The sequence below is a fragment of the Aeromonas sp. DNRA1 genome (assembly GCF_963888745.1).
Classification (GTDB): Bacteria; Pseudomonadota; Gammaproteobacteria; order Enterobacterales; family Aeromonadaceae; genus Aeromonas; species Aeromonas hydrophila.
This window is the reverse complement of the sequence record NZ_CAWPKQ010000001.1, coordinates 189,407-202,269: the sequence shown is the minus strand read 5'-3', so window position 1 is coordinate 202,269 and position 12,863 is coordinate 189,407. Positions and strand designations below refer to the sequence as shown.

The 12,863-nt window shown below is 62.7% G+C and carries 13 protein-coding genes; 7 read left to right on the top strand and 6 right to left on the bottom strand.

The genetic code is table 11. The features are described 5' to 3' along the window. The first annotated feature begins 176 nt into the window (after positions 1 to 176). The 3 genes from AACQ43_RS00880 (at position 177) to miaE (ending at position 3,150) form a co-directional block, all read left to right on the top strand. Positions 177 to 665 carry a CvpA family protein gene (locus AACQ43_RS00880; protein ID WP_011705745.1) on the top strand — a complete coding sequence of 163 codons (489 nt, stop codon included), beginning with the start codon at positions 177 to 179 and terminating at the stop codon, positions 663 to 665. A gap of 21 nt (positions 666 to 686) precedes the next feature. Then, positions 687 to 2,207: an amidophosphoribosyltransferase gene (gene purF / locus AACQ43_RS00875; RefSeq protein ID WP_011705746.1), complete on the top strand. Its 1,521-nt coding sequence runs from the start codon at positions 687 to 689 to the stop codon at positions 2,205 to 2,207. A 184-nt stretch (positions 2,208 to 2,391) separates the two neighbouring features. Further along, complete coding sequence (miaE, locus tag AACQ43_RS00870) at positions 2,392 to 3,150, top strand: tRNA isopentenyl-2-thiomethyl-A-37 hydroxylase MiaE (protein ID WP_168965452.1); 759 nt, start codon at positions 2,392 to 2,394, stop codon at positions 3,148 to 3,150. A 154-nt stretch (positions 3,151 to 3,304) separates the two neighbouring features. Here miaE and AACQ43_RS00865 read toward each other — a convergent pair whose 3' ends face one another. The 6 genes from AACQ43_RS00865 to pspF all read right to left on the bottom strand — a co-directional run bounded on the left by AACQ43_RS00865 (position 3,305) and on the right by pspF (position 9,755). Further along, a complete protein-coding gene (locus tag AACQ43_RS00865; RefSeq protein ID WP_011705748.1) occupies positions 3,305 to 4,090 on the bottom strand; it encodes a peptide ABC transporter ATP-binding protein in 786 nt (261 codons plus the stop codon). 55 nt (positions 4,091 to 4,145) lie between these two features. After that, entirely contained in the window at positions 4,146 to 5,144 is a 999-nt protein-coding gene (locus AACQ43_RS00860; RefSeq protein ID WP_005300065.1) for a peptide ABC transporter ATP-binding protein, read from the bottom strand. Next, the gene (locus AACQ43_RS00855) at positions 5,144 to 6,037 is read right to left on the bottom strand and encodes an ABC transporter permease subunit (protein ID WP_101149247.1); all 894 of its coding nucleotides are present in this window, start codon (positions 6,035 to 6,037) and stop codon (positions 5,144 to 5,146) included. Before AACQ43_RS00855 ends, AACQ43_RS00860 begins: the two co-directional genes overlap by 1 nt. Before the next feature lie 35 nt (positions 6,038 to 6,072). After that, a complete protein-coding gene (locus AACQ43_RS00850; protein ID WP_011705751.1) occupies positions 6,073 to 7,032 on the bottom strand; it encodes an ABC transporter permease in 960 nt (319 codons plus the stop codon). Positions 7,033 to 7,034: 2 nt separating this feature from the next. Then, positions 7,035 to 8,630 (bottom strand): ABC transporter substrate-binding protein SapA, encoded by a 1,596-nt coding sequence (sapA, locus tag AACQ43_RS00845; protein ID WP_045790036.1) that lies wholly within the window; start codon positions 8,628 to 8,630, stop codon positions 7,035 to 7,037. 90 nt (positions 8,631 to 8,720) lie between these two features. After that, complete coding sequence (gene pspF, locus AACQ43_RS00840; protein ID WP_168966454.1) at positions 8,721 to 9,755, bottom strand: phage shock protein operon transcriptional activator; 1,035 nt, start codon at positions 9,753 to 9,755, stop codon at positions 8,721 to 8,723. Positions 9,756 to 9,951: 196 nt separating this feature from the next. On the opposite strand from pspF, the gene pspA reads away from it, so the two are divergent. The 4 genes from pspA to AACQ43_RS00820 all read left to right on the top strand — a co-directional run bounded on the left by pspA (position 9,952) and on the right by AACQ43_RS00820 (position 12,811). Beyond that, positions 9,952 to 10,632 (top strand): phage shock protein PspA, encoded by a 681-nt coding sequence (gene pspA / locus AACQ43_RS00835; protein ID WP_011705754.1) that lies wholly within the window; start codon positions 9,952 to 9,954, stop codon positions 10,630 to 10,632. A 3-nt stretch (positions 10,633 to 10,635) separates the two neighbouring features. Beyond that, on the top strand, positions 10,636 to 10,872 hold the full coding sequence (gene pspB, locus AACQ43_RS00830) for an envelope stress response membrane protein PspB (protein WP_005300084.1): 237 nt from the start codon (positions 10,636 to 10,638) through the stop codon (positions 10,870 to 10,872). Continuing rightward, entirely contained in the window at positions 10,869 to 11,273 is a 405-nt protein-coding gene (gene pspC / locus AACQ43_RS00825; protein WP_017409654.1) for an envelope stress response membrane protein PspC, read from the top strand. Before pspB ends, pspC begins: the two co-directional genes overlap by 4 nt. Positions 11,274 to 11,404: 131 nt before the next feature. Then, positions 11,405 to 12,811 (top strand): YcjX family protein, encoded by a 1,407-nt coding sequence (locus AACQ43_RS00820; RefSeq protein WP_168965450.1) that lies wholly within the window; start codon positions 11,405 to 11,407, stop codon positions 12,809 to 12,811. The last annotated feature ends 52 nt before the right edge of the window (positions 12,812 to 12,863 follow it).

Here is a 12,863-nt window from a genome sequence, read left to right as displayed (position 1 = left end):
CAGACGACAACGCCATGGCATGCCATGGCGTTGTGCATTCTGGCGTCGGTCAACCGTTTCAATGGGTCGTGAATGCGCTGGTTCACCGCCTGTTTGAACCGTTAACACATTTTTATCAAGCATTGCGCAATCGTTTTTGTTAGACTGCGCCGCAATTTCGCAGGACATCTTTTTCTATGGTCTGGATTGATTACGCCATCATCGGCATCGTCGGTTTCTCTGCTCTCATCAGCCTGGTGCGCGGCTTCGTCAAGGAGGCCATGTCCCTTGTCACCTGGTTCGTCGCCTTCTTCATCGCCAGCCATTTCTATTCGGATCTCGCCATCTACTTCACCTCGTTCAGCGACCCGCTGGTACGCAACGGCCTGGCCATCGCCGCCCTGTTCGTGGCGACCCTGATCCTCGGCAGCGTGGTGAACTACGTGGTGGGGCTGCTGGTGGACAAGACGGGGCTGTCCGGCACCGATCGGGTGCTCGGCATCTGTTTTGGCGCTATTCGCGGGGTACTGATCGTTAGTGCCCTGCTTTTTTTCATGGATACCTTCACCAATCTCTCTCAGAGCGACTGGTGGACGGCGTCCAAGCTGGTGCCCGAGTTCAAGCCGGTCATCCAGTGGTTTTTCGGGTTCATGCTGAACTCATCGAGTTTTCTTAAACAGGTATAGTGACTTCGAGGTAGCAAAGACATGTGTGGTATTGTCGGTATAGTTGGCACCACCCCCGTCAATCAGGCCCTCTACGACGCCTTGACGGTGTTGCAGCACAGGGGACAGGATGCCGCCGGGATCGTGACCATTGACAGTGGAAACTTCCGGCAACGCAAGGCCAACGGCCTGGTGAAGGACGTGTTTGAAGTGCGTCACATGCAGCGCTTGAAAGGGCATATCGGCATAGGACATGTCAGATATCCCACCGCAGGCAGCTCCAGTGCCGCTGAAGCCCAACCTTTTTACGTGAACTCCCCCTACGGCATGGTGCTGGCCCACAACGGCAACCTTACCAACGCCAAGGAGCTCAAGGAGCAGCAGTTCAAGGTGGCCCGTCGCCACATCAACACCACCTCGGATTCCGAGGTGCTGCTGAACGTGCTGGCGCACGAGCTGGATCTCTGCGACAAGATGGCGCTGCGCCCGGAAGACATCTTCTCGGCGGTGCGCAAGGTGCACCAGCAGATCCGCGGTGCCTATGCTGTGGTCTCCCTGGTGATCGGCCACGGCCTCATCGGTTTTCGCGACCCCAACGGCATTCGCCCGCTGATCCTGGGTCGCCGGGTCGACGAGCAGGGGCAGGTGGAGTACATGCTCGCCTCCGAGAGCGTGGCACTTGACGCCATCGGTTTCGAGACGGTGCGCGACGTCGCGCCGGGGGAGGCCATCTACATCACCGAGCAGGGCCAGCTCTTCTCCGAGCAGTGTGCGGAGAACCCGCAGATGAGCTCCTGCATCTTCGAATACGTCTACTTCGCCCGCCCTGATTCGTGCATCGACAAGGTGTCGGTCTACGCCGCCCGCCTCAACATGGGTCGCAAGCTGGGCCAGAAGATTGCCCGCGAGTGGGAAGATCTCGACGTGGACGTGGTCATCCCCATCCCCGAGACCTCCTGCGACGTGGCGCTGGAGATCGCCCACACCCTGGACCTGCCGTACCGTCAGGGCTTCGTGAAGAACCGCTACATCGGCCGTACCTTCATCATGCCGGGCCAGACCCAGCGCAAGAAGTCGGTGCGCCGCAAGCTCAATGCCATCAGCTCCGAGTTCAAGGGCAAGAAGGTGTTGCTGGTGGACGATTCCATCGTGCGCGGCACCACTTCCGAGCAGATCATCCAGATGGCCCGTGAAGCGGGGGCAGCCAAGGTCTACTTCGCCTCGGCGGCGCCGGAAATTCGCTTCCCCAACGTCTACGGCATCGACATGCCCACCGCCAACGAGCTGATCGCCCACGGCCGGGAAGTGGAAGAGGTGTGCAAGCTGATTGGCGCCGACGGTCTCATCTTCCAGGATCTGGAAGATCTGGAAGCGGCGGTGCGGGAGATCAACCCCGAACTGCGCCACTTCGAAACCTCGGTGTTCAACGGCCACTACGTCACCTCCGACGTGGATCAATCCTACCTCGACCACCTCAACGCCATGCGCAGCGATGACAACAAGGCGGTGCGCGAGTGGCAGGAAGGCACCAGCAACCTGGAAATTTTTAACGAAGGTAGTTAAACGTTTTCCAAGCTGACGTGTTGCAACGAGATGGGGGCCCTGGCCCCCATTGTTGTTTCCGCTCGCCGAAAAGGGCCCGCATCTGCTTGAAAAAGCAGCGTTTGTATCCGCAGCTATGGGCAGTGGCGGCGGGATCCGCTAGCATGGGCCGCCGCCGTATCAACCCGAACAGACGAGAATTCAGATGGATGACCTGCTAGCCCCCGTGCGCCAGTTTTTGCACTGCGAGACCCCGGATGCGTGGATCGAGATGGCGCGGGATCCCGCCTGGTTGCCGACCCTGCTCATCGATCACGCCAACTGCGAGAACAAGGCCGCGCTCACCGCCCACAGCCTGGTGCGCCGCTACTGCCTGCCCAAGGGCAAGCGTCATCTGTTGCCCAAGCTGGAGTTCTATCGAGAACTGGACGCGATTCCGGAGAAAGCCGAGATCCTGGGCAAGCGCAGCATGGGGGAGTCTGATCGCACCGTGTTCGAGGAGCTGTCCCGCAATCCGTTGCTGTTTCCCATGGTGCGACTCATCCAGGAGGAGCTGCACCACTTCGAGCAGGTGCTGGAGATCATGCAGGCCCGCGGCATTCCCTACGGTCCGGTGACCGCTTCCCGTTATGCTCGCAACCTGATGCAGCATGTGCGCACCCACGAACCCGCCACCATCGTCGACAAGCTGATCATCGGCGCCTATATCGAGGCGCGCTCCTGCGAGCGGTTTGCCAAGCTGGCGCCCCATCTGGACGAGGAGCTGGGCCGTTTCTATGTCTCCTTGCTGCGCTCCGAGGCGCGCCACTATCAGGACTATCTGGCGCTGGCCGAGCAATATGCGGGGGAGGACATCAGTGAACGGGTGGCCTTCTTCGGCCAGGTGGAGGCGGAGCTGATCCGCTCGCCGGATCCGCAGTTCCGGTTCCATAGCGGTCTTCCTGTCAGATCTGACAGTTGTTGACGGGCAGGGCGCTGCCTACCATTGCAGCGTTCCTACTACGAGCGACGCATTCATTTTTGAGCGCAATTCCCGGCCCCTGAGCCGGGATTTTTTTGTCTCTTTTTCAGGCGCGACAACGGCGGGCAAGGGCCGGCGGCGAGCCGCCGGGCGCGGATCAGCGGCGGTATTCGTTGTTGTAGTTCTGGATGAGGCGCCGGGTCACTTCGTGCTGAGGATCGGCGAACACCTTGAGAGTCTTGCCGCGCTCCACTACCCGCCCTTCGTGCATCACCAGCACCTCGTCGCTGATGTGGCTCACCACCCCCAGATCGTTGGCTACCAGCACATAGCTCAGCCCCATGGTCTCCTGCATCTCCAGCAGCAGGTTGATGATCTGGGAGCGCACCGAGATATCCAGGGTAGAGAGCGCCTCGTCGGCCACCACGATCTTGGGGTTGAGGATCAGCGCCCGTGCCAGCGCTACTCGCTGCTGCTGACCGGCGGAGAGCATCTGCGGATAGAAGAGGGCGTGGTCCGCCAGCATGCCCACCATGCGCAGGGTCTGCACCACCTTGTCGCGACGCTCCTCCTCGGTCATCTCGGTGTTGAGGCGCAGCGGCGTCTCCAGGATCTGGCCGACCCGGATCTTGCGATTTAGGGAGGAGTTGGGGTCCTGGAAGATCATCCGCAACAGCTTGCAGCGGGTCTGATAGTCACCGTGGATCATCGGCTGCCCCTCGATGGCAATCTCGCCACCGCTCGGCTCTATCATGCCCGCCAGAATGCGAGCCAGGGTGCTCTTGCCGGAGCCGGCCTCGCCGACGATGGCCAGGGTCTGGCCCACCTCGAGATCAAAGGAGAGCGGCTTGATGGCTTCCACCGCCCGGCGTCGAAACAGGCCGGTGCGGTTCTGATAGGTCTTGCACAGGCCCCTGACCTGCAACAGGGAGGGTTCGATCACTGTCCTGGCTCCTTGGTGAGAGGGCATGCTGCCACGCTCTGATACGGGATTGAATTCACTTTTTGGGTTCTTCCATGTTCAACGGGAAGTGGCAGCTGAACTGGTGCCCCTTGATCTTGCTCATCAGCGGGGTCTGCACGCACTGCTTCTGGGCGTAGGGGCAGCGGGGGCCAAGCCGGCAACCGATGGGCAGGTGCTGCAGCGGCGGAATGACGCCGGGCAGGGTTTCGAGCCGCGACTTGTGGCGCACCAGCTTGTCAAAGTCGGGGATCGACTTGAGCAGCGCATCGGTATAGGGGTGGTGCGGCGTCTCCAGGATCTGCTCCCGGGTGCCCACCTCCACCATCTGGCCGCAATACATCACGTTGATGGTGTCGGTCAGGTTAGCGATGGCGGCGATGTCGTTGCTGATGATGAGGATGGTGGTGTTGCCCAGCTTGTTCATCTTGTCCAGCAGCCGCAGGATCTGGGAATGGGTGGTGGACTCCATGGCACTGGTGGGCTCGTCCGCCACTAGCAGGCGCGGCTGGTTGGCAATCGCCATGGCGATCATCACCTTCTGGCACATGCCGTCCGACAGCTCGTGAGGGTAGGCCCGCATCACCTTGCGGTGATCCTTGACGCCGACCCGGTGCAGCAAGGCGATAGCCTTCTTCTTGCGCCACTGGAAGCGCTGCCAGAACTGCCCCTCGAAGGAGTCGGTTGGGATCGCCTCTTCCAGCTGGGTGCCGATCTCCTCGGAGGGGTCGAGGCAGCTGATGGGGTCCTGGAAGATCATGGCGATCTCGCGGCCCATGATGCGGCGCCGCTCGCGGGGCGCCATGGTTAGCAAATCCATGTCGTTGAAGCGCATCCGGTCGGCGCGCACCGTCCAGTTGTCCTTCTGGATGCCGACGATCACCTTGGCCACCAGGCTCTTGCCGGAGCCGGATTCGCCCACCAGGCCGCGGATCTCCCCCTCGGCCAGGGTCAGGCTCACCTTGTCCACCGCCTTGACCTTGCCCTGCGGGGTGTCGATCTCGATGGTGAGATTGCGTATGTCGAGCAGAGGCATTAGTCGTTCCCCTCTTTGAGTGCTTCGCGAATGCCTTCACCTACTAGATTGGTGACCAGCACACTGAACAGGATGGCCATGCCCGGCAGGGTCACGGTCCAGGGGGCGAGATAGATGAGATCGCTCGAGTCGGCCAGCATGGCGCCCCATTCCGGTTGCGGTGACTGGGCGCCGAGGCCGAGAAAGCCCACCGCCGAGATGTCGAGGATGGCTGCCGACAGGGTGCGGGTGGTCTGGGCCACCAGGGTCTCGACGATGTTCGGCAAAATGGCCAGCCGCATGATGCGCAAGGGGGGCGAGCCATCGAGCCGGCTGGCGATGATGTACTCCTTTTGCATCTCGGTGTGGACCGCGTTGTAGGTGGCCCGGATGAAGGGAGGGATCAGCGCCAGGGTGATGGCGATGAGGGTGTTGAACAGACCCGGCCCCAGGATGGCCACCATGATGATGGCCAGCAGCAGGGAGGGGATGGAGAGCAGGGTATCGAGCAGGTGGTGCAACACGCTCGACTTGAGCCCCTTGCTCATGCCGCCGAGGATGCCGATGGCGGTGCCGACCACCATGGCGATCACCACTACCAGCAGGGCGTTGCCAAAGGTGAGCCGGGCGCCGACCACCAGCCGGGAGAGGATGTCGCGGCCCAAATCGTCGGTACCGAGGAAATAATCGATGTTGCCGCTGTTGGCCCAGGAGGGTGCCAGCAGCAAACGGGCGCTGTGCTGTTCGTCGATGCCGTAGGGCACCACCAGGGGGCCGAACAGGGTGATGAGCAGCAGGATCACGAAGCACCAGAGCCCTGCCATCGCCAGCGGATTGCGGCGATAGGAGGCCCAGGTCTGCTCCAGCGGCGAGAGGATCTTGAGCTCGGGGTAGAGGCTAGTCTTGTCTTGCATAGGATTCCTGGCTCCGGGTCATGCCATGAGCACGTTCAGTCTTGTTTTGCATAGAGTTCTTTGCGCCGCGCCGGGTAGATGATGGTGGTGAGCAGCTCGGTGCTGACGCTGATGAAGATGACGAAGCTGGCCACCACCAGGGTGGCACCGCGGATGGCGGCGTAATCCTGCAGGGCGATGCTGTTGATGAGCCAGCGGCCGATACCGTGCCACTCGAACACCACCTCGGTGATCATGGCGGAGGTGAGCACGCTGCCCAGCTGCAGGCCCAGCAGCGGCAGCACCGGTGGCAGGGCGTTCTTGAGGCCGTGACGCCAGACGATCTGGCGACGGGAGAGGCCGCGGCTGGCCGCCGCCTTGATGTAGTTCTGCTTCATCACGTCGATGAGGGAGCTGCGCACGTGGCGGATCACCTCGGTGGTGGGTACCACCGCCAGCACCAGCGAGGGCAGGATCAGGTGGCGCAGAGCGTCGTGCAGGGCGGCCTGGCGCCAGGGCTCGTGGCTCATCAGCACGTCGATGAGGGCGATGCCGGTGATGGAGGGCACGTCATAGAGCAGGCTGATCTGGCCGGAGGCGGGCAGCCAGCCCAGATCCAGCGAGAAGAACATCACCACCAGCAGCGCCAGCCAGAACACCGGCACCGCGTAGCCGATGAGGCCGGCGGTCATGATGGTGAGATCGAGCGGCTTGCCCTGGGAGAGGGCCGCCAGGGTGCCGAGCGGAATGCCCACCAGCAGCGAGATGGCGAAGGCCGCCACGCAGAGGATCAGGGTGGCGGGGAAGTAGTGACGGATCTCGTCCAGTACCGGCAGGCCGGAGACGCTGGAGAGCCCCAGATCCCCGTCCAGAATGCGGCGCAGGAAGTCGGGGTAGCCGCTCCAGAAGCTGGCCTGCTGGCCGATGAGGCGCACGTCCAGCAGGTAGGCGACGAAGGTCAGCGCCAGCAGGGTGATGAGCAGCAGATTGATGCGACGCAGGATATAGAGAAACATGCTTACTCCCGATAGGCCTGGTTGAAGACGGTGCCGCCAAAGGGCATCAGGGAGAGCCCCTCGATGTCGCTGCGGCTGACCTGGGTGCGCAGGGCATGGGCCAGCGGAATGAGCGGCATCTGCTCGTTGAGCAGGGTCTGGGCGTAGTAGTAGTTGCGCAGCCTAAATGCCAGCTGGGGCGTGGTCACCGCGTCGTCCAGCAGCTGATCAAACGCCGGGCTGCACCAGCGGCTGTAGTTGTTGCCGCGCTCGACGGCGGCGCAGCTCAGCAGCTGGCGAAAGAAGTTGTCCGGGTCGGCATTGTCGGCAATCCAGCCGGAGAGCAGGCTGTCGTACTGGCCCTGGGCGAGGCGGGCCTCGATGACCGGCCACTCCTGCTGCACGATTTTGAGCTTGATGCCGACCTTGGCCAGATCGCTTCGCATCAGCTGGGCGGTTTTGAGGGCATCCGGGTTGTAGGCGCGCGAGCCCGGCTGCACCAGTACCTGCATCTCGAACCCCTGTTCGAGACCTGCCTCCTTGAGCAGCTGGCGCGCCCGCTTGAGATCCGGCTGGCGCATCGGCAGGGAGGGGTTGTAACCCCAGGAGAGCGGCGGCAGCAGGCTGTTGGCGGGCTGGCCCGTTTCGAAATAGACCGCCTGCAGCAGGTTGTCGATGTTGATGGCGCTGGCGATGGCCTGGCGCACCTGCACTTTGTTGAACGGCGCCTTGCGGGTATTGAGGGCGAGGAAGGCGACGTTCATGCCGGACTGCACCGCCAGGCTGAGGTCGGGATCCTTGTCGATCACCGACAGCTGGCTGGCGGAGGGGGTGCTCATCACGTCGCACTCTCCGGTCAGCAGCTTGGCCAGCCGCTTGGACGATTTGGGGGTGATGTCGTAGATAAGTTGCTCAATCTTGGCCTCGCCGCCCCAGTAACCGGGGTGGCGCAGGTAGCGCACGTATTCGTTGTGGCGATACTCCTTGAAGCTGAACGGCCCGGTGCCCACCGGACGGCTGTCGATGAGCCCCGGAGTGCCGGCTTTTTGCAACTGCCCGGCATACTCGGCGGAGAGCACGATGGCGTAGTCGCTGGCCAGGGTGGCGAGGAAGGAGGCATCGGGTCGGTTCAGCTCGAATACCACCTGATCCGTGCCCTTCTTGTAGACCCGCTTGATCAGCTGATCCAGCCCCAGGCTGTAGAAGTAGGGGTACTCGCCGCCGGAGACGTCGTGATAGGGGTGCTGCTTGTTGAGCAGCCGCTGCCAGGTGAACACCACGTCGTCGGCGTTGAGGGGACGAGAGGGGTTGAACCAGGGCGTGTGGTGAAAGGTGACGCCCTTGCGCAGGGTCAGGGTATAGAAGAGGCCGTCTTCGCTGGCGGTCCAGCGGGTGGCGAGCCCTCCCTCCAGCGCCAGGGTGTTGGGGTTCACCTCCAGCAGACGGTCGTAGAGCGGGCGTGAGCTGGCATCCAGGGTCACCCCGGAATTGGAGACCTGGGGATTGAAGGTCTGGGGGGAGCCTTCCGCACAATAGATGAGTCCCGTCCTGGACGCGTCGTCTTGTTTCTGACAACCGGTGAGCAGCACCAGCATTCCAAGCAGCAAGGGTTTGAGCATTCTCATTGTCGAACCATGTTTTTATACGAAGTTGCCGGCAACGGGGCCGGCAAGGGGTGGGCGCCGCTCTGGGGCAGGCTGCCCGGGTGATTAATCCGCATCGTTGTCACTGTCCAGCAGCTGGTATTTGCGCAGCATGCCGCGGAACTGGTGATAGCTCAGGGCCAGCAGTTGGGCGGCTTTGCGCTGATTATACTGGGATTGCTGCAGCGCTTGCTTGAGTAAATTAATCTCGTAGCCCGCCACCGCCTGTTTGAGATCCAGCGGCAAGGCGGGGGAGTCCGGTGTCACCGCCGGCGCCTGCCCCAGCTGGAGGGGGGCCGTGACCGCCACCGGGGCCCGGGGGCGCCAGGGGGAATCGAACGGGTTGAGCACCAGCTCGGCCAGCGGCAACTGGGGGTTGCCCTGGCGGTAGATGCTGCGCTCCACCACGTTTTTCAGCTCCCGCACGTTGCCGGGCCAGGGGTAATCCAGCAGTAACTGGGTCGCCTTGCGCGAGAAACCGGCAAACAGCGGATAGCCGAGCTCCCGGGTCATGCCGTGGGCGAAGTGCGCTGCCAGCATCAGAATATCTTCGCGCCGCTCCCGCAGGGGGGGCAGGGTGATGACGTCGAAGGCGAGCCGGTCGAGCAGGTCGTGGCGAAACTGCCCCTTGTCGGCCAGCGCCGGCAGATCCTCGTTGGTGGCGCACACCAGTCGCACATCCACCTTGAGGGCCTTGGCGCCGCCCACCCGCTCGAACTCGCCGTACTCGATGACCCGTAGCAGTTTTTCCTGCACCCTTGCGCTGGTGGTGGCCAGTTCGTCAAGGAAGAGGGTGCCGCCGTCGGCCCGCTCGAAGCGGCCCTGGTGGCGTTTGGCGGCGCCGGTGAAGGAGCCCGCCTCGTGGCCGAACAGCTCGGTCTCCAGCAGACTCTCGCTCAAGGTGGCGCAGTTGACGGTGACAAAGCTTTGATCCCAGCGCGCCGAGAGATAATGTAGGCGGTGGGCGATGAGCTCCTTGCCGGTCCCCCGTTCGCCGATAATCAGCACGGGCTTGCGCAGCGGCGCCAGGCGGGAGGCCTGCTCAATGATCTCGAGAAATGCGTTGGATTCCCCCAACAGGCTTTCCGTGGCCGTGGTCATAGTCATCCCCGTGAATCGTTGAAAGCTGGTCAATCTTACCAAAAGTTGGTGATTCTAATCATTACTTGTGTGGCGCATCTTGAAACTCGACTTATCTGCCCCATATAAATCAACAAGTTAAATTCTGTTCCAGATTGGCACACAAGTTGCCATTGTCAATGGAGAAACAACGTATGCCAACCACAGGAGTACAATCATGAGTATTTTTTCCCGCCTGGCCGACATCATCAATTCCAACCTGACGGCCCTGCTCGACAAGGCAGAAGATCCCCAGAAGATGGTGCGCCTGATCATCCAGGAGATGGAAGACGAGCTGGTGAAGGAGCGCTCCAATCTGGCCCGCTTCCTCGCCAACCAGAAAGAGATCGGCCGCCAGGTCAGCCGCCATCAGGAGCGGGTCGCCGAGTGGCAGGGCAAGGCCGAGCTGGCCCTGAGCAAGGGACGGGAAGACTTGGCCCGCGCGGCGCTTATCGAGAAGAAGAAGCAGGCCGAGCTGGCCGACGGCCTCGAGCGCGAGCAGCAGGCGGTGGACAGCGGCATCGCCAAGCTGGGGGAGGAGATCCGTCAGCTGGAAGCCAAGCTGGAAGATGCCCGTGCCCGTCAGAAGGCGATGGCCATTCGCAGCGAAGCGGCCAGCAGCCGTCTCAACGTGCAGAGCCAGGTCGCCCGTGGCGACAGCCAGGCGGTGGTGAGCAAGTTCGAGCGCATGGAGCGCCGCATCGACGAGATGGAGGCCCGCGCCGATCTGGGACAATCTGACAAGGCGCTGGCCCAGCAGTTTGCCGAACTGGAAGCGGACGATCAGATCAGCAAAGAGCTTGAGGCCATGCGCCAGAAGCTGGGTCAAGGCGATACCACGCCGAAACAGGGGGAGTAACAGATGGAAGATCTGCTGGGTGTATTGATGGTTCCCATGGTGGTCTTCATGGTGGTGGTGGCCCCCATCTGGCTGGTGCTGCACTACCGCGCCAAGGGGCGCATTGGTGCCGGTCTCGCCGATGGTGAGCGTGAACAGCTGCAGGGACTGCTGGTACGTGCCGAGAAGATGCAGGAGCGGGTAGGCGCCCTGGAGTCGATTCTGGATGCGGAAGTCCCGGGCTGGAGGAACAAGGTATGAGCAGCATCAGTCGTGAAGGGCGCAACCTCTATCGTGACCCCCAGCGCGGCAAGATAGCCGGGGTCTGTGCCGGTCTGGCAGAGTACTTCGGGGTGGAAACCTGGATCGTGCGGCTGTTAGCCATCAGCGGCCTCATCTTCGCTGGTTTCATCACCTTCACCGCCTACGTGGCCGCCTGGTTTCTGCTCGACAAGAAGCCAGTCACCCTCTACGCCCAGGAGGATGCCGACTTTGCCGAGGTGAGGATGAAGGCGCGCAGCTGGCAGGCGGGCATCACTCCTCATCAGGCCCTTGTCCGCATTGGCCAGGAGCTGGATGGGCTGGAGCCCAGATTGCAGCGCATCGAGAAGCTGGTGACCTCCAAGGAGTTCACCCTGCAGCGGGAGTTTCGCAACTTGTAACCCTGAGCGGCGCGATGGCCCCGCCGGCACGTCCTGGCCTTTGATGGCGGGCACCGCGCCAGGGGGCCATGGCGCGGGGTGGCAGCGGCCATCCCCCTTCGCTCTGGATGAACGGGAGAACAGGACAAGCCTTGATACTCAATAAACTGGAACAGCAGTTCAATCGCCTGCAGCACAGGGCGAACGATGTGGTCAATCGGGTACGGGATCGCCACATCCGGCTGGCAGTCACCGGCCTCTCTCGCAGCGGCAAAACAGCCTTCATCACGGCGCTGGTCAACCAGCTGGAACACGCGGCCATCGACGGCCGCCTGCCCCTGTGGGATGCCCTGCGCCAGGGGCGCATCCTCGGTGCCCGCCGGGTGCCCCAGCAAAATGCCCACATTCCCACCTTTGCCTACGAACGCGGCCTCGACGCCCTGTTTGGCGATCCGCCGGCCTGGCCCGAGCCGACCCGCGGCGTGGCCGAGGTACGCCTCGAAATTCGCTATCGCACCCGCCATCCCCTGCGCAAGCACCTGGGGGAGATCTCCACCCTCTACGTGGATCTGGTGGACTATCCCGGGGAGTGGCTGCTCGACTTGCCGCTGCTTGAGATGAGCTACGAGCAGTGGAGCGAGCAGGTGCGCGAGCAGCTGCGCCGCCCCGAGCTGCAGACCCTTGCCGCCGGCTGGCTGGCACCCGAGTGGCAGGCGGATCAGGGCTTCGAGGAGCGGCCGGTGGCCCAGCTGGCCGAGCGCTACACCGACTATCTGCATGCCTGCAAACAAGAGTTGGGATTGCACCTGATCCAGCCAGGTCGCTTCGTGCTACCGGGGGAGTATGCCGGTGCCCCCATGTTGCAGTTCGTGCCCTGGGTGTGGGCGATGCCTGCCAGCGAGCCCGCCGAAGGCACCCTCTACGCCACCCTCAAGCAGCGCTTCGAGCAGTACAAGCAGCACCTGGTGCAGGGTTTTTATGAGCAGCACTTTGCCGGTTTCGATCGCCAGATCGTGCTGGTGGATTGCCTGCAGCCGCTCAATGCCGGGGCTGCCAGCTTTGGCGACATGCAGCAGGCCATCGCCCGCATCATGGAGAGCTTTGCCTACGGCAAGAGTAACTGGTGGCGGCGGCTCTTCTCGCCGCGCATCGACAAGCTGCTGTTCGTGGCTAGCAAGGCCGATCACGTTACCCCGGAGCAGCATGGCCCCATGGTCTCCCTGCTGCAGCATCTGGTGCGCAGCGGCCGCGGCCAGGCCCGCTTTGAGGGGATTGCCACCGAGTGTCTGGCGCTGGCCGCCATCAAGGCGACCGAGGTGGGCAAGGGAGTGGCCGATGGCCGCGAGTTCCCCGCCATCCGTGGCACCAGCCTGAGCGGTGAATCGCTCTTGCTGTTTCCAGGCGAGGTGCCGTCCCATATTCCCCCCGCCCAGTGGTGGAACAATCAGGGCTTTGATTTTCAGGCGTTTCGTCCACTGCCCATGAGCGCCCATCAGGCGCTGCCCCATATCCGGCTCGATGCGGCGCTGGAGTTTCTGCTCGGGGATCACCTCGAATAAGCGGTGTGCGGCACGGGTTTGTTGCCTGTGCCGTACCCGGGAGACTGTTTTC